The organism is Paenisporosarcina sp. P5_A11 (assembly GCF_056400705.1).
In genome coordinates this window covers 1-24,595 of record NZ_JBFUKT010000036.1, presented here as the reverse complement: position 1 = coordinate 24,595, position 24,595 = coordinate 1, and the positions used below count along the sequence as shown (strand labels likewise).

At 36.2% G+C, this 24,595-nt stretch carries 20 protein-coding genes and 1 pseudogene; 14 read left to right on the top strand and 7 right to left on the bottom strand.

Going from position 1 to position 24,595, the window contains the following annotated elements; translation table 11 throughout:
- The 3 genes from AC1DOS_RS08070 to AC1DOS_RS08060 form a co-directional block, all read left to right on the top strand.
- Window positions 1-210, top strand: a 210-nt coding sequence (locus tag AC1DOS_RS08070) for an S-layer homology domain-containing protein (RefSeq protein ID WP_477537073.1), incomplete at its 5' end; no start/stop codon positions are given.
- Window positions 211-418: 208 nt separating this feature from the next.
- On the top strand, window positions 419-1,345 hold the full coding sequence (locus AC1DOS_RS08065; RefSeq protein WP_477537072.1) for a C40 family peptidase: 927 nt from the start codon (window positions 419-421) through the stop codon (window positions 1,343-1,345).
- Between the two features lie 169 nt (window positions 1,346-1,514).
- The gene (locus AC1DOS_RS08060) at window positions 1,515-3,572 is read left to right on the top strand and encodes an S-layer homology domain-containing protein (RefSeq protein WP_477537071.1); all 2,058 of its coding nucleotides are present in this window, start codon (window positions 1,515-1,517) and stop codon (window positions 3,570-3,572) included.
- 156 nt (window positions 3,573-3,728) lie between these two features.
- Here the strand turns inward: AC1DOS_RS08060 and murJ are convergent, their stop codons facing one another.
- The 3 genes from murJ to csaB are packed head-to-tail and all read right to left on the bottom strand — an operon-like array spanning window position 3,729 to window position 7,604.
- Window positions 3,729-5,249 (bottom strand): murein biosynthesis integral membrane protein MurJ, encoded by a 1,521-nt coding sequence (gene murJ / locus AC1DOS_RS08055; RefSeq protein ID WP_477537070.1) that lies wholly within the window; start codon window positions 5,247-5,249, stop codon window positions 3,729-3,731.
- A 57-nt stretch (window positions 5,250-5,306) separates the two neighbouring features.
- On the bottom strand, window positions 5,307-6,479 hold the full coding sequence (locus tag AC1DOS_RS08050; protein WP_477537069.1) for a glycosyltransferase family 4 protein: 1,173 nt from the start codon (window positions 6,477-6,479) through the stop codon (window positions 5,307-5,309).
- A gap of 15 nt (window positions 6,480-6,494) precedes the next feature.
- A complete protein-coding gene (gene csaB / locus AC1DOS_RS08045) occupies window positions 6,495-7,604 on the bottom strand; it encodes a polysaccharide pyruvyl transferase CsaB (protein WP_477537068.1) in 1,110 nt (369 codons plus the stop codon).
- A gap of 196 nt (window positions 7,605-7,800) precedes the next feature.
- On the opposite strand from csaB, the gene AC1DOS_RS08040 reads away from it, so the two are divergent.
- The 5 genes from AC1DOS_RS08040 to AC1DOS_RS08020 all read left to right on the top strand — a co-directional run bounded on the left by AC1DOS_RS08040 (window position 7,801) and on the right by AC1DOS_RS08020 (window position 13,366).
- Window positions 7,801-8,517 carry a WecB/TagA/CpsF family glycosyltransferase gene (locus AC1DOS_RS08040; protein ID WP_477537067.1) on the top strand — a complete coding sequence of 239 codons (717 nt, stop codon included), beginning with the start codon at window positions 7,801-7,803 and terminating at the stop codon, window positions 8,515-8,517.
- A 109-nt stretch (window positions 8,518-8,626) separates the two neighbouring features.
- The gene (locus AC1DOS_RS08035) at window positions 8,627-9,901 is read left to right on the top strand and encodes a nucleotide sugar dehydrogenase (RefSeq protein WP_477537066.1); all 1,275 of its coding nucleotides are present in this window, start codon (window positions 8,627-8,629) and stop codon (window positions 9,899-9,901) included.
- A 16-nt stretch (window positions 9,902-9,917) separates the two neighbouring features.
- Window positions 9,918-10,790 (top strand): UTP--glucose-1-phosphate uridylyltransferase GalU, encoded by an 873-nt coding sequence (gene galU / locus AC1DOS_RS08030; protein ID WP_477537065.1) that lies wholly within the window; start codon window positions 9,918-9,920, stop codon window positions 10,788-10,790.
- Window positions 10,791-10,846: 56 nt separating this feature from the next.
- Entirely contained in the window at window positions 10,847-11,977 is a 1,131-nt protein-coding gene (locus tag AC1DOS_RS08025; protein WP_477537064.1) for a glycosyltransferase family 4 protein, read from the top strand.
- 6 nt (window positions 11,978-11,983) lie between these two features.
- A complete protein-coding gene (locus AC1DOS_RS08020; protein WP_477537063.1) occupies window positions 11,984-13,366 on the top strand; it encodes an O-antigen ligase family protein in 1,383 nt (460 codons plus the stop codon).
- A 219-nt stretch (window positions 13,367-13,585) separates the two neighbouring features.
- On the opposite strand, the pseudogene AC1DOS_RS08015 reads toward AC1DOS_RS08020, so the two are convergent.
- The 4 genes and pseudogenes from AC1DOS_RS08015 to AC1DOS_RS08000 all read right to left on the bottom strand — a co-directional run bounded on the left by AC1DOS_RS08015 (window position 13,586) and on the right by AC1DOS_RS08000 (window position 16,312).
- A pseudogene (locus AC1DOS_RS08015) lies at window positions 13,586-14,637 on the bottom strand (IS3 family transposase).
- 251 nt (window positions 14,638-14,888) lie between these two features.
- Window positions 14,889-15,260: an EamA family transporter gene (locus tag AC1DOS_RS08010; protein ID WP_477537062.1), complete on the bottom strand. Its 372-nt coding sequence runs from the start codon at window positions 15,258-15,260 to the stop codon at window positions 14,889-14,891.
- Window positions 15,257-15,610, bottom strand: coding sequence for a DUF2304 domain-containing protein (locus tag AC1DOS_RS08005; RefSeq protein ID WP_477537061.1), 354 nt, complete (start codon window positions 15,608-15,610; stop codon window positions 15,257-15,259). The genes AC1DOS_RS08010 and AC1DOS_RS08005 overlap by 4 nt, the downstream gene beginning before the upstream one ends.
- Before the next feature lie 12 nt (window positions 15,611-15,622).
- Window positions 15,623-16,312, bottom strand: a complete 690-nt coding sequence (locus AC1DOS_RS08000; RefSeq protein ID WP_477537060.1) for a glycosyltransferase family 2 protein — start codon at window positions 16,310-16,312, stop codon at window positions 15,623-15,625.
- A 109-nt stretch (window positions 16,313-16,421) separates the two neighbouring features.
- Here AC1DOS_RS08000 and AC1DOS_RS07995 point away from each other — a divergent pair, with 109 nt between their 5' ends.
- The 6 genes from AC1DOS_RS07995 to AC1DOS_RS07970 all read left to right on the top strand — a co-directional run.
- On the top strand, window positions 16,422-17,681 hold the full coding sequence (locus tag AC1DOS_RS07995; protein ID WP_477537059.1) for an ArnT family glycosyltransferase: 1,260 nt from the start codon (window positions 16,422-16,424) through the stop codon (window positions 17,679-17,681).
- Window positions 17,682-17,848: 167 nt separating this feature from the next.
- The gene (locus tag AC1DOS_RS07990) at window positions 17,849-19,291 is read left to right on the top strand and encodes an MBOAT family O-acyltransferase (RefSeq protein WP_477537058.1); all 1,443 of its coding nucleotides are present in this window, start codon (window positions 17,849-17,851) and stop codon (window positions 19,289-19,291) included.
- An 11-nt stretch (window positions 19,292-19,302) separates the two neighbouring features.
- Window positions 19,303-20,349, top strand: coding sequence for a hypothetical protein (locus tag AC1DOS_RS07985; RefSeq protein WP_477537057.1), 1,047 nt, complete (start codon window positions 19,303-19,305; stop codon window positions 20,347-20,349).
- 146 nt (window positions 20,350-20,495) lie between these two features.
- Window positions 20,496-22,307 (top strand): M14 family zinc carboxypeptidase, encoded by a 1,812-nt coding sequence (locus tag AC1DOS_RS07980; protein ID WP_477537056.1) that lies wholly within the window; start codon window positions 20,496-20,498, stop codon window positions 22,305-22,307.
- A 435-nt stretch (window positions 22,308-22,742) separates the two neighbouring features.
- Window positions 22,743-23,954, top strand: a complete 1,212-nt coding sequence (locus AC1DOS_RS07975) for an S-layer homology domain-containing protein (RefSeq protein ID WP_477537055.1) — start codon at window positions 22,743-22,745, stop codon at window positions 23,952-23,954.
- A 291-nt stretch (window positions 23,955-24,245) separates the two neighbouring features.
- A partial coding sequence (locus AC1DOS_RS07970; RefSeq protein WP_477537054.1) for an S-layer homology domain-containing protein occupies window positions 24,246-24,595 on the top strand: 350 nt, incomplete at its 3' end.

Genomic DNA, 24,595 nt, shown 5'->3' with positions numbered 1-24,595 from the left:
ATGTATGATTTACAATTGGATGCGTCAAAAGCAAATCCATTTTCAGATATCACTTCTGTAATGAAGAGTTACGATTCAATTCGAGCAATTGTGCAATCAGGCATAACAGTTGGTTATACAAATGGAACTTTCCATGCAAATCAATATATGACAAGGTTTTCATTCAGTGTCTTTGTTGCACGTGCTGAAGCGCCTAATATGTTTAAATAGAAAAGAAAGGAGTCAAAGCTAGTGCTTTGACTCCTTTCTTTTAGTTGAGTTTCTTGTAATACAATTGTAATGTAATCGTAAAGTAAGTTTCGCGAAATATCTGATATTATTAAAAATAGGTTGTAAATCATAGAAACATGATACATAAGGTTGAAAAACATAGAAACATGTAAGGATTTAGATATAAAATTATTATATGAGGTGGAAAATGAAGAAACGTATTATTCAGATGATCATCACTGTGTTATTGATTTCAGTAGCGCCATTTATGACGACTCAAGCCAGTGCTGCAACAGGAAATGAAATTGTGGACTACGCCAAACCATTACTAGGTATCAAATATCAATACGGTGGATCGACTACATCCGGATTTGATTGCTCAGGATATACATCTTATGTATACAACAAAGCAGGTATCACTTTACCTAGAACAGCTGCTTCTCAATACAGCGAGGGGACGTCAGTCTCCAAATCAAATTTACAAGCTGGAGATTTAGTATTCTTTAATAACTTAGGATACACGTCTCACGTTGGAATTTATGTTGGAAATAATCAGTTCATCTCTGCAACATCTTCAAAAGGTATTGCAATTGTTAGCATAAATGACCCTTATTACTGGGGAAAATATTACATAGGGGCAAAAAGAATCGCTAAGTCAACTGTAACAACGGTATCTGCACCAAAACCGTCCTTGCCACCGGTAACAGATGGTAACTTTGTGGATGTTGCATCGAATCATCCTGCTTATACAGCAATCAAATCATTAAACATTAACGGTGTGATTTATGGATATGAAAATCAAAATTTCCGTCCAAAAACTGAGGTAACACGTGGTCAAGCAGCAGCAATGATTAACAGAGTGTTGAAATTAACTCCATCAAAAAAGGTAACATTTACTGATGTTGCATCTAACCACTCATTTGCAAAAGATATTGCCGCAATGAATGAAAACGGTATTCTTTTTGGATATAATTCAGGGAAGTTTGGAATGTATGAAACAATAACAAAGAATGAATTAAATGCAATTCTGAAACGTGCATTTAATAAAGCAACAGTGTACCAAACATCAAGTTCTGTAAATGCTAACCGTGCTGATTTTGCATCAGCCTTATATAAGGCAATGGCAACTAAATAATACCATTTCAAATAGAAGTCATTCGTCCCACCATAGACGAATGGCTTTTTTATTTCTATTATAATATGGGTAATAGTCTTTATCTATTCATAAATTACCCAATTTTCCTTTTATTAAACCTACTTTTCTATTAAAATGGAAATAGTCACAATAATTGGAGGAAATGAAAATGATACATATAAGAAAGGTTATACTTCTTGTTGTCATGTTAACGTTGGTAATTAACGTGTTATTGACTACTATGACGGCAAAAGCTGATGACATTTCGGGCAAGTTGGAACTAGAAATGAGAGAAGCTGTAGAAAGAGGCATTCTCTTTGGGTATGCCGAAGGTGAATACCGTCCAGAAGAACAAGTTACTAGAGGCCAATTTGCAGCATTCATGGAACGAGCTTTGAAGCTACCCACTTCAACAGGAAGCTTTATAGATGTAAGACCGGATTCGAAATTAGCTCCATCGATTTATGCAGTTGCTAATGCCGGTATTATGATTGGTAGTTTAAATAATACGTTTAATCCAGAAGCGCCGATTACACGTGAACAAGTCGCTATCACAATTCAAAATGCACTTACTTATAGTGAAATGGAATTAAATCCAACTCGTATGGATTTTGCGGATGCGAACTCAATGACTTCAGTTACGTTGAATGCTGTATATAATTCTATTACATACAAAATCATTAGTGGATACGATGAAACGATAAATGGACAGTTGACTTACAATTTTAAACCTGATTTTTATGCTACACGTGCTCAGGCTGCTGCTTTCATTATTCGTCTATTGAAAGCAAAGGAAACCTATGTTCCTCCAGTAGAAGTGGATCCAAATTTGTATCAGTTAGCTGTAATTAATAATAATGAACTAGTCAAAACTGAAACAACATATAAAACCTATGATGAAGCTTTGAAAGTATTTAGTGAAAATACTAAATATCAAGGATTTTATAAAGAGAATGAATTGATTCGTGTTCGTAATGGTTTTGCTTTTGGTAATAAAAAAGCTGCAAATGGAAATCCTGACGCAACCACTGTCTATTTAGACTATAATGATTCCTACGGTTTTAGAACTTCTGTAACAGGAATTGAATCAGGCAGAGAAATGAGATACATGGGCTCAAACGATAAATTTATTAAAGTACAAGTTGGAGCAACTGTGGGTTATGTGAAACACTCAGAAACAGAATTAGTACCCTCTGTACTTGCTAAAGGAAGAGATTCATATTCTGTTGGTCAAGGGGGAACATTAATTCATAGAGTTTACAATTTCAGAACAAATAGTGCTGGAAGTTATGCAGTAGGTCCTGCACCGTCATTTATGACATCTGGTTTTACGTATTATAGTCATGATGGTGTTCATTTTATGAATGACAAAGGACAAGGAATCGGTACACATTTCCCTTACTTCCAGTTCCTTTCTGTACGTTCAGAGACAAAATATTCAGCTTCAGAAATCGATGCATATATTATGAAAGTATTAGCAGAGAAAGAAGTGCAAAATCCAACGAAGTATAAAGATGCAACTAAAAAGTCCAAATTAATTGGTTTAGGCACATTTTTGAAAAAGTTAGAAGATGAAAAACGTATAAATGCACTGATGATTTTATCTCTAGCTATTCATGAAGGCGATTATGGCATGAGTGAGACTTCACAAGTATGTAACAATTTGTTTGGTTTGTATAAAATAGACTCCTTAAGCAAATTGTGTCCCACAGAAGGAACATTTGCTTCACCGGATTTAAGTGCATTGCATTTAGTAGATAAGTTTTTAAATCCTGGCTATATTGAACCAGGAAGTTCCAATAAACCTGTTGATTTCCGTTCGAATGGTGCGGCTTTTGGTAATAAAACCTCGGGCTTTAATGTCCGCTATGCAACTGATCCATCATGGGGAAGTAAAGCAGCGGGTCACATGTATTCGATTGACTTGGCATTGGGTGGAAGAGACTATAAATCTTATAAAAAGATTGCTTTAACTAAATTAGATTCAACTACAAATGTTCGAGTAGCAGCTTCTACTAATAKCCCTATTCTCTTTACGTATGCTCGAAAACATAATGGAGTCTATTCAGATAATCCACCAATTTCATATCCTTTAGGTTTTCCAATGACCGTTGTAGAGACGGTTAAAGGTGAAGATGGTTTTGAATGGTATAAAGTGTTTTCTGATAAGTTATCTACTAAGTATGGTTATATCAGATCTGATGTAGTAAATACTATTTCCTACTAATAAAATAATAACCTCACCCACATATTTGTGGGTGAGGTTATTTATATTTAGAGCAATTACGATATTTTTGCTTTTTCAGATAACCAAGAGACAAATTCTAAATATAGGAGTTAATTTTAAAAACTATCAGTATGATTGCCTAAAGATCCAAACACATTATTTTGATCTTTTCACCATGCTCAACATACGATTAAAACCAGTTGGATATGTTATTTTCAATGCTACTGCATAAACAACAATGCCCATAGGCACCAATACCGCTAACTGCAGCAACGAGTACCAAGCTTCAGTACCTAATACGACTTTAGCACCCCAGACAACCAATCCCATAAGTACAGCTGGAATGATGACTCGAACACTCATTCGTGCAAAGCGGTTAAACTCTTCCATTCCTAAGTCCTTATAAACTACAATCATCGAAACGGTGAAATAATAGACACTGACAACTGATGCTGCGAATGCTAAAGCAGGATAGCCATAGTCATCCACTAACCACCAGTTTAATAGGAAGTTTATTAAGATCGTTGTGACACTTATACGKAACACAACAGCTGTTTTACCACGTGCATACATCGACTTGGATAAGATTAACTGCATACCTTGGAAGACGATAATAGGTAAGTACCATAGTAATGCAAGATACGTATTTGCTGTATCTTCTGCTGAATACTTTCCTCGTTCGAAAATAAATGATACTGCAGCATCCCCTACTACTAATAAACCAATAGCAATGGGGAGGAGAGTAACTAGCGATATCTCCATCCCTCGGAAAAAAGTATTTTTAAATTTCTTTAAATCCTCCGTTTGTTCGCTCATTAACGTGAAGATGATTACCGCAAGTGTCGTTGCATAGATAGCATTCGGAATACTTACGAGCAATGAAGAGTTATTTAAATAAGTAACGGCACCATTTGTGACACCTTCACCAGAAGCGAAAGCTTTATTGACAAATAAGTTGATTTGACCGACAACAGAGTTTAATAAAGAAGGAATAATCAATATGACAAAAGCTTTTTTGAAATCCTGTTCCATTTTAAAATCTAAGCGCCATTTGTAATCAGAGCGGCCTAAGAAGATTAATTGAATAATTAGACCTAAGATCGTCCCGAATACAAACCCATAAACTAATGAATAGATTCCCCACATATCACTAAACAACAAGGCGAAAATGGCAGCCATTAAAGTTGCTAATAGTTTTGCTAACTGGGAAGGCACAAAAATACGGCGTGACTGTAAATACGAATCTAACAATCCACTTAATGCTATAAGTACCATAAATGCAAAGAATATTTGCGTCATTTCAACGGCATATGGTGCGATTCCAGGTTTCATATTAGGATAAATGATGGGCACAAACTGTTTAGCAAAAAACCAGCCAATAATACTTATAAAACCAAAGATAATCATCGTTGTGTTAAGTAAGGCATTTGCATTTTGTTCGCCAGAATCTAACCCCAATTTTTTACGCTTTATATATAAAGGTAGAAAAACATTATTAAAACCAGTAGAAATCATGGCTACTACTAGTGTAATAAAACCAAAAGCAAGGAAATAGCCATCCGTTTCATTAGATGCTCCAAATTCTCGTGCGACAATCGCTTCTCTTACAAATCCTGATAACTTTAACAACAAAGCAAGGCCGGTAGTCCACAAGGCTGCTTTTTTTAAACTACTCACTATTTTATCCACCTCATACTTAGAAAAGCTCCTTGCAAATCTGCAAGGAGCTTTAGATTATTTAGAAACCGCTCGCTTATAAATACTTTCATATTTTTCTGCTGCAGCGTAGTGTGAATATTGTTCGATAATTTTGGTTCTTGCAGCAAGTGCTAACTGTGAACCTTCTTGTGGATTTTCAAGTAGGTAAATCATGGCGTTAGATAAATCTTCTACATTTTGCTCTTCTACAAGAAGTCCGTCTTTTTCGTGATCGACAATTTCTTTTAATCCACCGACAGCACAAGCAATAAGAGGAACTCCTGACCCCATCGCTTCAAGCGCTGAAATCGAAGTTGCTTCTTCAACACCTGCACTTAATATAGAAGGAACTAAGACAACGTCACTTAGAGCAAAGTACTCAATCATATCTTTATGTGCGACTGCACCTAGTAATGTAACGTTGTCTGCAACACCTAATTCAACTGCCTTAGCTTTAATTTCATCGAACATTTCACCTGTCCCGGCAAAAACTATTCGAGCGTTCGGGAATTTCTCAAGAACAGGAGGGAATGATAACACTGGATAAATAACTCCGTTTTTACGAGTTAATCGACGCGGTACAAAGAAAACTAGTTCATCTTGATTTATACCATATTTGTCTCGGAATTCACGGCGATGTTCAATTTCAGGTTTAAAGGAATCAACATCAATAAAGTTTTTAATCATCGTTCCGTCAACTCCGGTTTCACGTTTCACATAATTTTTAATACGTGTATCCACGGTAATTACTTCTCGAGTTGTTGTATAGCCACTGCGTTCAACTGACATCAGCTTTTCTGCATGCTTAGATCCTTCTGCAACAGATCCTTTAGAGATACCTTCATATGTTAAATACCCATGAACGGTCGTTACAGTTGGAAGACCAGCTGCAATAGAAGCACGTGTAGCAAATACATCTTGAGCGTTGACAATGTCATAAGCTTTATATTTTTCTTCAAGTAACATTTGTTCCAAAAAGTCTTGACGACGCTCTAATGTCCACACGTAACCAGCACCTAAAGACATCTTATTTAAAATGAAAGAAGGACCACGTGCAATAAAATCCCGTTTCCATTTCGGAACATCAGAGAATGATAATGTATCCACATGATGGCCTCGAGCTTCAAGACCTGCTTGTAAAGTTGTCATGTGAGTCGATAGACCACCTAAATGAGGATAGTCATACGACGTGACTAATAAAATTTTCATAAATGACAATCTCCTTTAGTTTCCAAATTTCTCTTTTAGTAAATCTAAGTTGCGCATAGCTTCACGACGAAGTTGGTCAACATTAGGTTTCATTGTTTGTTGTACAAGTTCTTTGTTATCTAATAAGTAAAGAGCGTTTTCAAGAAGTTTCACTTCATCAATTTCACCCAAACGGAAAGAGTAATCCCACATGCCAGAACGCATTAAGAAACTCTCTACTTTTTTATCATAACTAAAGCCTAAATGAGGAACGTCACTAAGTGCTGAGAAAATTAATGCATGCAATCTTAAGCCTACTGTTAAGTCAGCATGGCGAATGAAATTTAAGAACTGATTTGGTGAGAAATCTGAGCCAAGCATAAATGTTTTGTCTGCGTGTCTCATATGCGACAATACGTCGTTTGAGGCTGGCACATCGTACTTTCCTTCCATTGGAACAAATACGGGTGTCACTCCGCGTTGTTCAATTAACTCGTCCAACATGTGCGCCATTTTTTCTATATAGTCCGGATGTTCAAACCAAGGGCGCACAGTGACTGCGACTATTTTTTCGTTACCTTTTAAAGGAAGTGATTGATACGCTGAGTCTTCTTCATCCGCACGAAAAGCAAATACGATATCTGCAGTAACAACCGTCTCAGGACGTTTTACACCTAAGGAATGTAAGTAGTCTTTCGAATATTGATCACGGACCGTTACAAAATCAGCTAAATTAGCTAATGATTTCATGAGGATTTTCCCCCAAGTCGAAGTGACAGGTCCAATCCCTTGTGAAAAGAACATTACTTTTGTTCCACAAAGTTTTGCTAATAACACAATTAGTAAATAATAAGGAAGAGGACCGAATAAAAATTTAGTTGGATAGGTGTCTTGAAGTAACCCACCACCTCCAGAAATTAATAAATCAGCATTTCGCAAAGCGTTTACTTTTTCTTTATTCTGATGTCTCCATCCACGATATATAGATTTTACGCCATGTTCTTTTGCCGTTTGTTCAGGTGACAAAGAAAACACAGTGATATCGGGATTATTTAATTCAGAACGCAAATTATCTACGATCGCTTTTAGGATAGCTTCGTCTCCTGTGTTGCCAAGACCGTAAAAGCCGGATAGTACAATTTTCAAATGAAGTCCTCCTTAAAATGTGTGTTCAATCAAAAGCATAAAAGTGCTGATTGAACATCCTCATAACAAAAGCTTCCACGCAAAGGTGAAAGCATCACATGTCCAAATTTTATCACTTGTAACGGATGCTATGCAACTAAACAAAGAATCTGCTATACTATATCAATTGAAAGTGAACGAATTGAGGGTGTAAAAAGTGAAAGAAACATACTTAGGCGTAGAAGTATCGCCATTAACATATGAAGAAATTGTGAACGAAATAGAAAAAAGAATGATTGTTCATGAGCAGTCGACGATTATTGCAGTGAATCCAGAAAAAGTAATAGTAGCGAATCAGGATCCACAAGTCAAAACACTCATTAATGAATCAACATTTCAAATCCCAGATGGTGTTGGAGTCCTATTGGCATCTAAACTAAAAGGTGGGAAGATTACTTCTCGTGTAACTGGGGTAGATATGATGGGGAAGTTGCTCGACTTTGCAGCGCTTAATGGCCATTCTGTTTATTTTTATGGTGCAAAAGAAGAAGTAGTTACCAAAGCGATTGCTGAAATTAAAAAAGAACGACCATTATTACTTGTAGCAGGCTATACGAATGGCTATGAAAAAGATGAAGTAGCTTTAGTTCAACGTATTAATGATAGTGGTGCCAAAATTTTATTCGTTGCATTGGGTAGTCCTAAACAAGAATTATGGATAAAAAGAAACCTCATGAACCTGCCAAGCGTTCTTGTTTTTCAAGGAGTTGGTGGTAGTTTTGATGTGTTTTCAGGAATGGTAAAAAGAGCACCCGCATTTTTTCGTAAGTTTGGGTTAGAATGGTTATACCGACTTGGAAGTAATCCATCTCGCATTAAACGCCAACTGAACTTGCCGATTTTCTTATGGCGTGTATTAGTAGGTAAGAAATAGCTTAGCAATTTATAAGTAAGAAGAATCTAAGTGGAACTGGCACAATTACATACACTTATTTATAGAAGAAACTCATAATTTTTCAAATCAGAACAGAAGGAGCACACTCATGAAAAAATCCATTTGCGTAGTCGGCCTAGGTTATATAGGATTACCGACGGCAGTAATGTTTGCGAACAACGGACATCAGGTTCACGGTGTAGATGTAAACGAAAAGGCAGTAAATATGATACAAAATAAACAGTTACATATCGAAGAAAACGGATTACAAGAACGACTTGATAAAGCAATTGATACTGGTTCATTAACAGTTTCAACTACTCCTATCAAAGCTGACATCTTTATCATCGCCGTTCCATCTCCGATTAAATCAGACAAAACCGCTGATTTAGAATATGTGCGTCTTGCTACAGCTTCGACAGTACCGTTCTTAGAAAAAGGGAATTTGGTTATTTTAGAAAGTACAGTGCCTCCACGTACAGTGCAAGATGTAATGTTGCCTGAACTGTATAAAACCAACTTTGAAATTGGTACTGAGCTGTTGGTATCACATTCTCCCGAACGCGTCATTCCGGGGCGTGTATTTGAAGAATTAGTTTCGAATGACCGGATTATTGGCGGTATTAATGAAGAATCTGCTAAACAAACCACGGATCTTTACAAATCATTTGTAAAAGGAACCATGCATGAAACAGATGCAACAACGGCTGAACTTGTAAAAGTAATGGAAAACACATATCGTGACGTGAATATCGCATTTGCTAATGAATTGGCTAAAATCGCACAAAATATTGGTGTTAACATTTGGGAAGCCATTAAACTGGCTAATTTCCATCCACGAGTAAACATTCATATGCCAGGTCCAGGTGTAGGTGGTCACTGTATCGCAGTTGATCCTTGGTTCTTAGTAGAACTAGATCCAGAGCAAGCAAATATTATTCACTTAGCGCGCAAAACAAATGATGGTATGCCTTCTTACACAGCGCAGTTAACAGCAGACATTTTAAATGCCAAAGGGGTTAAAAATCCTAAGATTGCTGTTTTCGGACTAGCGTTTAAAGGAAATATTGATGATATGCGTGAGAGTCCTTCGGTTGACGTGATAGAACAACTTAGAGAACGTCAATTGAACTTATCAGCATTCGATCCGCATATTAAAGACAACAATTTAATTGAACAAACTCAAGATCAACATGAAGCGTTGAACCAAGCATCAGCTATTTTAATTTTAACGGACCATCAATCTTTTAAAGACATGGATCCTGAAAAAATAAAAACGCATATGACGAACCACATCATAATCGATACAAAAAACTGTATCAATCGTGAAAAGTGGGAGTCTGCTGGCTTTGATGTATATCTTCTTGGGGATTCGAAAAACTAAGGGAGGGCATTGATTTATGAAAAAAGTCCGTAAAGCAATTATTCCTGCAGCAGGTTTAGGTACACGTTTCTTGCCTGCTACAAAAGCAATGCCAAAAGAAATGCTACCTATAGTAGATAAACCAACGATTCAATATATTGTAGAAGAAGCGATTGCTTCAGGTATTGAAGATATCATTATCGTAACTGGGAAGGACAAGCGTGCAATTGAAGATCATTTCGATTCTGCACCACTTCTCGAAAGTCAATTACATGAAAAACAGAAGTTTGACTTACTTGAAGAAGTTCAAAGTTCAGGAAAAGTTGAAATTCATTACATTCGTCAAAAAGCACCTTTAGGTTTAGGTCATGCAGTATGGACTGCACGAAAATTTATTGGTGATGAACCATTTGCTGTATTGCTAGGTGACGACATAGTCCAATCAGAGACTCCTTGTTTAAAGCAGTTAATAGACAACTATGAAGAAACGGCTTCTTCCGTAATAGGTGTAATGGAAGTTCCAGAGTCTGAAACACATCGCTATGGAATAATTGACCCTTCAGAACAACAAGGTTCGCGTTACAAAGTTCGTAAATTCGTAGAAAAGCCGACGCAAGGTACAGCACCTTCTAATATGGCGATTATCGGTAGATATGTGTTTACTCCCGAAATCTTTAAGTATTTAGATGAAATGGAAGTAGGTGCAGGTGGTGAAATCCAGTTAACCGATGCCATTGAAAAGCTAAACGCTGAACAATCGGTTTATGCCTGCGCATTCGAAGGAAATCGGTTTGATGTAGGTGAAAAACTTGGATTTGTTGAAACGACTTTAGAATTTGCTCTTCAACGTCCAGATTTGAAAAATGAGTTAATTGCATTCATGAAGAAAAAAATCGCACAGTATGAGTAAGGCATCGCGAGAAGATGCGATTTCCTTACTTACTTTTGGGGAATGGAGGATGAATGATGAAAATACTGTTAGTTGCCAATATGTATCCATCATCTGAATTTCCTAGTTATGGTGTATTCGTAAAAAATACAGAAAATATATTGCTAAATGAAGGCTTTCAAGTCGACAGAGCTGTTTTGAAGAAGAAGACGACGAAAGTTTCCAAGATGATTGGATATGCCTTGTATTACAGCAAAATCCTGGCTAAAGGAATGAGCGGAAACTACGATGCTATCTATGTCCACTATGCTTCTCATAACGCAATGCCTCTATTGTGGTTGAAAAAACTTAAGCCTTCCGTTCGGATTGTAACAAATGTACATGGTAGTGATGTTGTACCAGAAGTACCTTCACAACAGAAATACCAACCATCAGTTAAGAAATTGCTGCAACAATCTTCACTCATTATTACACCTTCACACTACTACGAAAAATTAGTACAACAAAAATATGAAGTGACTACACCGATTCGAGTTTTCCCATCAGGCGGTGTCAATGCCGAAGTATTCTACCCCAAAAAACCTGAACGAAAAGAGGTTTTATCTCACTTAGATTTAGACCCTGCCTTCAGATATTTCGGGTATGTAGGTCGTCTCGATGTGGGCAAAGGCTGGGATCATTATTTAAGAGCGATTTCATTTTACATAGATGAAAAACCTCAAGAACGACAGCGCACTCGTTTTATTGCAGTAGGTTCAGGTAAAGATGATGATGAATTTAAAGAGCTTGCAAAATCACTAGGCATTGAAGATGTCATTGTTCATTTTCCACTTATGAAACAATCTGACTTAGCAAATATATATTCAGTTATTGAGGTGTTCGTTTTTCCAACTACTCGTAAAGGGGAAAGCCTTGGTCTTGTAGGTCTTGAAGCAATGGCTTGTCAAACTCCAATAATTGCAAGTGCAATCGGAGGAATTCTTGATTATGTTCAAGATGGTCAAAACGGGTGGTTGTTTACACCAGGTGACGCTGTTCAGTTAAAAAATTTGTTCAATAAATTCGATGATCTGACTCCTGACAAGTATGCAGCCATTTCACTAGCAGCATACACAACTGCTTTACAATATGAACAATCTGCGATTCAATCGAGATTATCTGCTATTTTCAAAGAATTGAATCTAATAAATAATGAAAGAGGACTTTAACTCGTTATGAATCAAACTAAATTTTTAATCTACTTTGTCTCGTTTCTTATACTCCAACCAGTTCTTGATGTATTAACAGCAGGATCAATCTTACTTTTAAATTCAAGCATAACAATTGGCTTAGTCCTGCGCTTTGCTTATATGGCGTTGATGGGTGTATTCTTAATATGGATGGCCCGTTCGAATAAATTGGCACGAGGATACATAGTATACTTAGTTGGCCTTGCAATTGTAATTGGAATAAACATCTACATAAATATGGATGTTAAAAACCCTTACTATTTATTCCAAGAGTTAAAGTTCTTTAATAAAGTCGTCTACTTCCATATCGTTTTTCTTGGCTTTATGATTGTCTACAAACAATTGCAATCACGTGATTGGGATATTGAAAAGCATACAACGAAGTATATGTGGCTATCTGGATTAATCATTGGAGCAATATTTATCATCGCTCAAGTTACTGGAACTAGTTTACCAAACTATGCTCACACCAAAGTAGGTTATTCTGGTTGGTTCTATGCAGGCAATGAAATTGGTGCAATCATGGCAATCGTTTTACCGATTCTTGCACTTTATGCAATTGAACGCACCTCAGAGGTTAAAAAGCCTTGGTTTTGGATTCCGTTTGTGATGTTATCTCTAGGTATGCTAGCTTTAGGAACCAAAGTTGGTTACGGTGGAATTTTAGTCGTACTTCTTTCTGTGTTAATTGGAAGTATCATTATGTATGTGTTTATGCGACTCAAAACAGATCAAGTAAAATCTAACTTAATCATTTCATTTGGTTTAATTGTTTTACTAGCAGCTTCAACACCATTTACACCTGTATTTGGAAATATGTACGCTCACTTAGGAATTCTGAATATTGATATAGGAGATTCTACCGATGAAGAACCTGTGTTGGATGACAATGGGGTAGAAATTGTAGATGAACCTGCTATTACGGATGAACAAATTCAAAATCTAATTTTCAGTTCAAGAGAAAAGTATGAAAGAGAGTTTAATATTGTTTTTAACGCGTCTCCTATATCTCAACAATTGTTCGGAATGGGTTTTGCAGGTAACTATGTAGAACCTGAACCAGGCAAAGATTTGAAAATGATTGAAATGGATTTTCATGATTTATTTTATTCCTTTGGATGGATTGGTTTTATCTATTTAATGGGTCCATTCTTCTGGTACACTGGGAAGTTCTTATTCCATTTCATTAGCAATATCAAAACACACTTTACCTATTTGTATATTTTGTATGGTGTTGCCTTTTTGCTGGCAGTGGGAATCGCCTACACAGCAGGCCATGTGTTTACAGCACCCGCTGTGTCAATCTACATTGCTGCTATCTTAGCTATGTTAAGTGTTCGAGAAAAATTGATAGAAGACAAAGACTAGAATTTTATAACTTTACAAATAGTTTCTAGACTTATAAATAAATCTTGATTCCCAAATAAATACCGTAAAAGTGTATTAATAATTGATGACCAAAAATAATTAACCCACTTTGAATGTAAGATTATTCTTCTATCATTAATGTTCCAAAATTAAAATGAGAAACCAGTAATCACATGGGACTGACCCCTTAAAATGAGACAGGGTTAAAACACCTTTATTTTAAGCAGCCAGTTGCCTGTAACCTACCGGTGACTGGTTGTTTAATTTTGTTTGAATTCGGATATTGTTATAATAATAAATGTAGTCTTTCACGATACTTTCTACGATTGCCGTCGTAGTCCGAGTAATATTGTGAAGATAGAACCTTTCCGACTTTAAAGACGAGTGGAAGGATTCAATCGGGGCATTATCAGCGGGCGTTCCCTTTCGGGACATGCTCATGGTAATGCCTTTTTCTTTTATTTCGGCTTGATAGGCATAAGACGTATATACAGACCCCTGGTCACTATGAAGAGTACAAGCTACCAGTGAGGGTGGCAATTGATATAATGTATCTAAGACTAGATTAACACCTTGTCTGTCTGCTATCGTAAATACGCCGATCTCACCGTTGTATAATCTTTGATGCTTGAAAGATAAAGCATCTTCTGACCAAAAGGGAAGTATGTGATATCGGTCACTAACTTTTTAAAAGGTTTATTAGCTTTGAAATCCTGTTTTAAAAGATTATCTGCAATGTGGTATGATTGCCAGTTGCTTTACGTAAAAGTCCCGTGATTTTACGGTAACCATACGAAAATTGATGTTCCTTACAAAGTAAACCAATTTTGTTTTCTAAATCAGTTTTCTTCAACTCATTCGTAAACTATTCTCTCCATCTATAATAGGTTGATCTTGGAATGCTTAATAAGCGACATATTTTTGTAATGGTCATTGTTTTCTTAAGCTCTTTAAATGCTTGTAGCGCTATTGGTACCCCAACTCTTTGTACTTTTTTAAACCTCAATGTGTTGTTTTAAATAGCGATTCTCCGCCTTTAGCTTCTCCAATTCATCGACGTGTTCTTGTCCTTTACCGAAGGTATATTGTTTACCAACTGGTTGTTGAAAACGGTGTATTTCTCCGTTTCGATACCATTTCATCCAAGTTTTTAATTGTGTCTTATTTTTTATGCCGAGACTCTCCATCACATCAGCTACAGGAACGCCCGCCAATCTCAATCGTATTGCTTCTTCTTTTACTTCCACCGGATAACTAACTCTTGTACCCATAGAAAAACACCTCCAAGTTGGATTTAGGTATTATATACCCTAATTTCAACGTAAAGGTGTTTTTATTTGTCTCAGCCTCTATGGGGTCAGTCCGCATGATTGCTGGTTTTTTTGATCTCCATGAAGATCAGATTTGTTATAAATAATTAGGTACATATTCAAGTACTGATATTATTTACTTTTATTCAATTCTTCTCAAAAGACAAAAAAGAGCAGCCTTAAAATGGGATAGCCGCTCTTTGCTAGTTTAATTAATTCCCTTGTCCACCAAAACCAATCAATGAGACCCCAACCATGATCAAAAGGACTCCAGCAATTTTCGTCCATCCAAGAGGCTCGTTAAAGATGAAATAGGCACCAAATACTGCGAAAATGTATGCTAGGGATTGTACAGGGTAGGCAACGCTTAATGGAACGCGTGTCAAAATAAAGAGCCATAATACTGTGGCAAATCCATAGAGAGTCAATCCTGATAAAATATATGGTGAAAATAAAAGTTTAATGATCTTACCGACTGAAGAGAACGAAGGTTCTTGTTTCATCATGCCTATTTTCCATAGGAATTGACCGCTTACCAAAATCAACGTGTTAAGTAAGATTAAGAAAAAATGCGTTAAGCTCATTTCAATTGCTCACTTTCATGTAACTCGCGAATTTCTTTTTGCAAAAATGACATTTCTTGAATCAGTGTTTTCATTTTCTTTTCTTGTATGGAAATTACAGTTGTATGATAGACCAAAAATGAAAGGACGACTAAAAAGGCAAACATGATAATCAATGAAGGTGCGTAAAGGATGCCTAACTCTAATGATAAAGTATTGAACCATGGGAGTATAAAAGCAGACAAGACGCCTAAAATAGCGAAAATTAACCAAATAAATGCTTGTTGATCGTTTAATTTGTTTTTTGATGTTAAAAAGATGACTTGAATAAGAAATAATAAAGCTGCAACTACAACCAGTATTTGAACCATGTGCACGCCTCCTTACAAATATGATCGAATGACAGAAAAAAACGTCACTTTGAACATATAATAGATAGATTTTGTTGGGGTGATTGAAGAAACGCCACCTTGTCTGGAGCTCATTTCAACAGGTACTTCAATGATTTTCATTTTTTTTCGTGTAAGTTTAACAATGACTTCAACTTCTGGATAATCAACTGGATATTCATTTGCAAAATATCGAATGACATCACGGTCTACAATTCGGTACCCTKAAGTAGGATCGGAGATTTTGACGCCTGAAATAATTCGAATCATATTGTAAAAATAGTAAATTCCCGCTCGTCTAGAATAACTTCCTTTATAGGAGGTCTTTTCTACAAAGCGTGACCCGATAACCATGTTAGCGTTTGTTGTTTGGATAGTATTCACTAGCTTTTTTAAATCTTGGGGATTATGCTGCCCATCTGCATCTAGTTGGATCGCATAATCGTATTCGTGACGCTCTGCGTATTTGTACCCAGTTTGCATCGCTCCACCTATCCCAAGGTTTACTGGTAATGTAACATGGTTGTAGTAATTTTCTTGTAAAATTTTCCTTGTTCGATCCGTCGAACCATCGTTGACTATAAGGTAATCGTACGAACCTAATGATAATAAAGACTGAACTGTTTGTACTATTGCTTCTTCTTCATTAAAAGCTGGAATGATAATCAGTATATTTTTCTTCATTTTTCCACTCACCTTGTAAATTATTCATAAATTAAGTTTAACATACAAATCACATAATAAATGGTAATATTATATGAATATACAATTTAAAGGAGAATTATGTTAATTTATGAATAGGCTATTAAGACATAAGGGATTATTATTTATATTATTGTTAGGATTTAGTTTACGTTTAATAGTTTTAATCACAGAAGGACCTTTGCTAAGTATCGATAGTGATGATAAAGGGTATATCAATAGTACCATTGAGTTTTTAAAAGGAAACGGTATTACTTATTATAATCCAGAGGAACCAACCATACATATTTTGCCTGGCATTACTTATTTATTGTCACCTTTTTTGGTGCTTGGCTATAACGAAATAAGTATGACCTTCATCAAATTGATGATGATTTCATTTGGTCTCGTGTCAATTAGCCTTACATATGCAATAGGTCGTTATTTATTCAATCGATTTGTTGGATGGATTGGCGCGTTTTTACTAGCGATTTATATACCTCAAATTTTGACGGATAACTTAGTGCTGACCGAAGCTCCTTTTACAGCTGCATTTTTAGGTTTCTTTTATTTTTCATTCCGACTGGCGGACGAGCCACGAATGAAGTGGTTTTACTGGGTGATCGGATTGTATTTATTTATGCTATATTTCCGTCCGACAATCGCATTATTACCTATATTGTTGTTAATTTATTTTATTTTGAAAAAATACCCGTGGAAACTTGCTTTAAAACAATTTGGCGTAGCTGCATTCTTACTGGTCCTGATTATGAGTCCTTGGTGGATACGAAACTATATCCATTACGATGAATTCATCCCGTTATCAGGTGGAGCAGGTAACCCATTGCTCCTTGGAACATATCAAGGCCATGGCTACAAATTCACTCCTACTTATAAAGAGGTTGTAGCTGAAATAGATTTAGCAATGCAAGGGGAAACTCGTTATGCGATTCAAGAAGCACAAAGAGAAGTAGCACAACAACGAATGAAATTGATTCGTGAAACGGAACCAAAGTGGTTTTGGGAAACATATATTAAATTAAAAACAGTAGTTCAATGGAGTTCTCCATTTTACTGGATTGAAATCCTTGATGTGCCTTTAGATAGGATGCAAATAATCTACAAAAAAACGATTGTCTATTTATTCTTGTTCAGCTGTATTGCACTACTTGTTTATCCAAGACGTTGGAAAGAATGGATATTTGTCGGTTCGTTGATTGCCTACTTTACAGTATTAAATAACATATTCTTCGCATATCCTCGGTATAATCAACCGTTATTACCATTTTTGTTTATTTTTGCAGGAGCTGGTGTAGTTGGAGTAGTTCAAAGGATAAGAGAGTTTATAGTAAGAAGAAATCCCGCTCATTAAGGCGGGATTTTTTTGTTATATAAGAGTTAAAGAAACGTGAGATATTAAATTCGTTTAAAATTCCCTTCTCTTTATCTAACTTGTACACAAAAAGAATCTATAACTTTCACATAGACTTTGATAGAATAGGCAAGTAGTGAAATTTTTTAGACTGAAGGTGACTTCTTGTGATTTTTAATTCGTTTGAATTTATATTTGTCTTTCTACCGATCGTGTTAGCTCTTTATTACTTAATCGGTCGCATACATATTCCATTTGCAAAAGCTTGGCTGTTAGTTGCTTCTCTCTTTTTCTATGCATATTGGAACCCTGCTTACCTACCACTAGTATTGATATCAATGGTAATTAACTATGTTATAGGATCATATTTAGGGAAAAATGTAAAACCGAATTTACGGAAACCAATTTTAATCGTCGGTATTGTGTTTAATGTAGGATTACTGTCTTACTATAAATATTTTGATTTCTTTATTAAGAATGTAAACGGTATATTCGACACCAATCTTCCGTTACTACAAATTTTGTTACCACTCGCTATTAGTTTTTACACATTTACACAAATTGCCTATTTAATCGACTCATATCGTTCGGAAACGAAAGAATATAGTTTCTTAAATTATGGTCTTTTCGTGTCATTCTTTCCGCATCTTATTGCAGGCCCGATTGTTCATCATAAGCAATTAGCTCCACAATTTAATGAAAAGCAAACCTATTATGTGAATTATTCAAACATCTCAAAAGGGCTGATGATTTTTGCCATCGGTTTATTTAAAAAAGTGGGGATAGCCGATATGTTCGCAGAGTGGGCCAACACGGGCTATAGCAATGTGGAAGCTTTGACATTTGTAGACAGCTGGATCACCACTTTCTCTTATACACTACAGCTGTATTTCGACTTTAGTGGATACTCTGATATGGCCATTGGTCTTGCTCTATTATTCAATGTCGTTATGCCTATTAACTTTAACTCTCCTTATAAAGCACTGGATATCCAAGACTTTTGGAGAAGATGGCATATTACACTTTCGAATTTCTTAACGACTTATTTATATATCCCGCTTGGCGGAAATCGTAAAGGCTCGGCACGGACCTACATCAATATTTTTATCATTTTCTTAGTCAGTGGCGTTTGGCATGGAGCTGGGTGGACATTTATTGTTTGGGGCGTCATGCATGGACTTGCCAGTGTAATTTGCAGATGGTGGAAACGTGCTGGTTATCACATGCCTAAAATATTAGCTTGGGCGACGACATTTTTGTTTGTTCATCTTGCGTGGGTATTTTTCAGAGCTGTGTCATTTGGTGAAGCTATCACGGTTCTAAAAGCGATGTTTGGCTTCAATGGAGTGTATTTACCTGTAGCAACCAGAGAACTCTTCCCAGGAATTAGTGCTGAAAGGTTTATCACAATGCCATTTGCCGATAATATTAGTATGTTACTGATCAGTGTCGTCTTTGGATTGTTATTGGTGTGGTTTGCTAAAAATTCAATGGAAATTATGGAACAAAAAAAGCGCAATATTACAATGGCGATTTTTGTTGCTCTATTATTATTCTATAGTGTCACGCAGCTTCAAAATGTAAGTGAATTCTTGTACTTTAATTTCTAGGAGGAGATTCCATGAACGATAAAAAGTTTACCATAACGGTCATGGCGATTTTCGCCACGTTGACGTTAACTATAGTGTCATTCAATTATTGGATGGATCCACTATGGAATTTTGGACATGCACATGCTTATAATGATGTACAAATAGTAACTGATGAACGAGAACAAAAGACCGCCAATCAACAATATGTTCCAAAATCAGCTAATACCTTATTAATCGGCAGTAGCCGAAGCACCTATATTCATACCACCGGATTTAAGAAATGGGATGTCTACAACTACTCGGTAGCGAACTTATCCATGCGAGAGTATCAGTCTATGATGATGTATTCTTTCAAGCAAAATCCAGACTATAAGCGAGTTATTCTAGGTGTCGATTTTTTCAAATCAAGCACACAAGAAGCCAGTGCTCCACGATCCATTGCAAATTATGAAGCGAAAGTAGAAAAACCATTCTATCGAGCAAAAAATTTACTTTCTTATGACGTCCTAAAATATTCGGTAGATAATTTCAAATTATCCTCAAGTGACGAGATATCGAGAGATCGTTTATACAACCGACAAGGCAATGCCTTTGCTAAGAAATTAACAGAGGAAGAAACATTCAAGCAAACAGTAAATAAAATCACAAAATTTGAAGATACGTTTTATGGGGAACACTATGTTTATTTTCCTCAATATAAAGAAGTCATGACAAACGTGCGAGATACACATCCGGAAGCAGAAAAACTTGTATACACGACACCCATTTCAACTGAACTCTTTAAAGCGCTAGTCTATACTGATTTACTAGACGAATATGAAATTTGGTTGCGTGACTTGGTGGATGTCTACGGTGGTGTTTGGAATTTCATGTATCCAAACGAAGTGACTAACAATATTAACAATTATTACGATGGTCATCATTTCTATCCTGAGATCGGCGATTTAATTGCTGCTCGAGTCGAACAAGGAGAGTCAGCAGATGTTCCGAAAGATTTTGGGGTATATGTGACAGACGAAAATGTAGATGAACATATGGAGTATGTAAAAAAACTAGTGGATGGATTCCAAAAATAAGAACCTATTTACATGGAAAGAGAATCTAACTTGGATTCTCTTTTTTTTGTTTGATAGGCTTTTGAACCATTTTGGAATATATGTTTATCTGCTAAAATTCTTCCTTTATACTAAAATTACAAATAATTAATAAAAGGGAGAATGGCATGAAGCGTATTTTTTCGACAATAAGTTTTATGATAATGCTTTTGATTCTATTACCAAATTTAGCAAACGCGGAAACAGCATTACTTACAGGAAAATTGTTACAAGAAGATGTACCTTATTATGCGGAAGAAAATCTTGAAAAACCAGTAGGTTCATTAAAAGGAATGAATAGCTTATACCAATTCTCTATAACTCCTCAAGCAGAATGGGTGAAGGTACAAATAGGAGGAAAGAACTTTGTTATTTCTGCATCTATGATTCAGTCCGTCGATCAAACTTTGCCACAGTTAGCGTTGGATCGAGCAAGATTGATTGATACAGTTGCACCATTCACCATATACAGTGAAGCGAATGTGGCAAGCAAAGTACTCGTCAGTAGTCAATTTACACAATCAGTCCAAACACTTTCTTATGAAAACGGATTTTTTGTTGTGAATGTTGGGGGCCGCAAAGGATTCTTAAAAAGCGCTGACGCTGTGGTCAAATTTGCGAAGCCAGCCATGTTCATAGAAGTGCTTAAAGATGTTCCTTTATATGAAGTGAAAAATCGACAACGCTATCAGTTTGGAGCTTTAAAAAAAGGAATGATTTTTAAACGTACCAAACAAGTGGCTAATTGGCATCAAATTGAAATGAATGGACGAGTTTATCAAGTTGAAGTATCCCATACATTTCCTTCTGCAAAAGAAATCACTCTGAATGCAATACCGAAAGTGGTTTATCCAGCATCTGTTATTACAGAAGTCAATGCTCCTGTTATAAACGGAGCAGGGCAACATATTGGAACACTGAAAGCTGGACAAACTGTTCGCTTAGCCAATATTCGTAATAACTTAGGTTATATAGATTTTATGGGGTCCTTAGCATATGTTTCTTTGAAAAACGTCAAACACACAAATTTGGTGCAGCCGAAGAAAAACATTTCCGTCCGTGAAATGTCCTATTGGCTTCAGATGTATGCTGGTATGTATCCTGAGTTTACAAAACTCGAAGTAATTGGGAAAAGTGTCGAAGGGCGTGCCATCTATGCATTAAGATTGGGCAATGGTAAAAAGGAAATCATCATGGATGGTTCCTTGCATGCACGAGAACACATGACAACAAACTTGTTACTTGAAATGATTGATACTTATTCCCTTCATTATTTAAATAAGTCTTCATATGCTGGATATAATGTGCGAAAAGTTTTAGATCAAACGAGTATTTGGTATGTACCTATGGTGAATCCAGACGGTGTCACTCTTGTACAAGGTGGCAAAAACGCTGTAAAGAATGGTGATTTGGCAACGCGCATTAATGGTTCAACAAACTTTGCACGCTGGAAAGCGAATGTGCGAGGAGTGGACTTAAATGATAATTTCGATTCAGGTTGGAGTCTCATCAACAGCACTATCAAGAAACCAAATTATATGGGATACCGTGGACCGAGAGTCTTTTCAGAACCTGAAGCAGTCGCTGTAAAGAGTTTTGTAGAAAAGCATAATTTTAAATCTTATATTTCGTATCATACTGCAGGGCAAGTATTGTATTGGTTCATGTTCCAACAAGAAGCGCAGTTGGCGAGAGACGTACAATACGTTAATCAATTGAGCGCAATCACTGGATATTCGGTGATGTCCCCTATGTATAAACGAGGATCAGGTGCTTCAACAGATTGGTTTATTCAAAAGACCAAAAACCCAGCCGTAACAGTTGAAATCGGGCCTTACACAGGTGAAAAGCCAGTGCCGATTGTGTATTGGGATCGGATTTGGAAACAAAATCATAAAGTCGGGTTGCATGCTGCCAATGAAGCGGCGATACGAAAATAATGGAGTGGGGAGTGGGGTAATCGCATTCTAACTTATGCAGTTCCTGTTTATTGGCAAGAGGATGTAGCAACCATTCAACATACAGGAAAAGATAATGTAACAGGGTATGAACTGTTTCTGATTAACGGAAAAACCACTGATTTATTTGAAAGGAATACCGGATATATATATAGAAAGTAATATAAGTTGAACTTTGAAGATTTTTTCAAAGTTCAACTTTTTTTATTGGACTGGGTAGTGAATCGTTTTTAGATGCGAATAACAAATAAAAGATTAATTGAAAAAAGTAGTACATTATATTCATTTATTGGATATATCTACTATTTGTAATATTTATGATATATAATTGTAATAATTGAAACATAATTGTTAAAAAATTGGGATTTAATATAACAAGTGATGCTTCGAAAAAATTATCAAAGGAGTGGGTTTTACATGAAAAAAAAATTGGCTTCAATCGCACTGGGAATATTGGTGGCGGGATCATTCACACAAGGGGCTGAAGCAAGTTCTAGACAGTCAATTTATACAGACTTGTCGATGAATAATACTTTCTATGAAGACGTATATACCATGAACATGAAGGATGTGTTGGAAGTAGAATATATAGCCGCGGGACTGAAAATCAATCCTTCAGTTATAGTCACACGTGGGGATGCAGCGCTGATGCTGTATAAGCTACTCGGGATGGAAACTGAATCGACTAAAGGATTTCCTGACGTTAGTCCAACAAGTTCATATTATGATGCAATCAACACAGTTGCATCACGTGGAATTGTTAGTGGATACAAAGACGGGACCTTCCGTCCTAAAGAAAAATTAACTCGTTCTCAAATGTCACGCATTCTTGCAGGTGCATTTGAATATACGATCAATACCAATGCAACCGTGCCATTTACGGATGTTAATGAACGTTGGGCGCCTTATGTTGATGCCATATACCGCAATGGGGTAACAGCTGGTGTGACGAAAACATCATTCGCACCTGATAAACAATTAACACGTGGTGAAATGGCAGCTTTCATGAATCGTGCGTACAAGAAAGTTCCTGGTTTGTCTTACAATGATGATGAAACAATAAATACGGTCAATGAAGCAATAAGTAAATCTCGAAATGTATTTAGCCAAGGACTCGCACAATATTACCCGAAACAGAAAGCTTCGAATATTTCTGCTGACATGGCACTCCTTACTGTGGATCCATTTTTATCAGATGCATTAGCTCTCTATGAAACATCTTGCTATGGTTGTGATGGACCAGGTCTTATGTACAATTTTGAGTTTGCTTTGCCGTATGAAATTCTCTTGAAATCTAATACATTATTAAAGTTGGAGGCAATTGTACCAGCGGGTGTTTATAATGGCGGCCACCGTGCTACAATCGAGTTGATCCGAAAAGGTGAGTCTTGGAAAATCAAATCGTACGTAGAGCGATTATTAACGGATGACCCACTGAACCTAACGATTGAACAAACTATGGAATACTTGCGCTATGCAATTCCAAAAAACTGGAATGAAGAAGTGGTAACGATTGAACATAAAGGAAAAGAACCACGTTTTGGATTCGACCTATTTTTAGTCAATGGTAAAGAAACTTATTACTTTAATGTAAATACAGCTGAGCTTAGTAAATACATTGGAACTTGATTAAATCACTTAGCTAATTAAAAGGAACTTATCTTATATATTGGCAAGTTCCTTATTATATTTTCCTTTTGAAAAGTGCCTGGCACCTTTCTATGTTGTCTCGGATGTAGAAGTAGCGTTTTAATATGTAAATCAGAAAAATAATAGATTAACTGAAAAAGTAGTACATTATAATTGATTATGGAAATTATTAACATTAGGTAATCGATATGATATATGATTTTAACAATTGAAGATCTATGGGATTTAGTACAACAAGCCATGGCGAAAAAGACTAAAGGAGTGTTTTACATGAAAAGAAAGTTGACTTCAATTGCACTGGGAATACTGGTAGCAGGATCATTCACGCAGGTAGCCGAAGCAAGTTCAAGACAGTCGATTTATACAGATTTGTCAATGAACAATACGTTCTATGAAGACGTATATTCCATGAACATGAAGGATGTGTTGGAAGTAGAATATATAGCCGCGGGACTGAAAATCAATCCTTCAGTTATAGTCACACGTGGGGATGCAGCGCTGATGCTGTATAAGCTACTCGGGATGGAAACTGAATCGACTAAAGGATTTCCTGACGTTAGTCCAACAAGTTCATATTATGATGCAATCAACACAGTTGCATCACGTGGAATTGTTAGTGG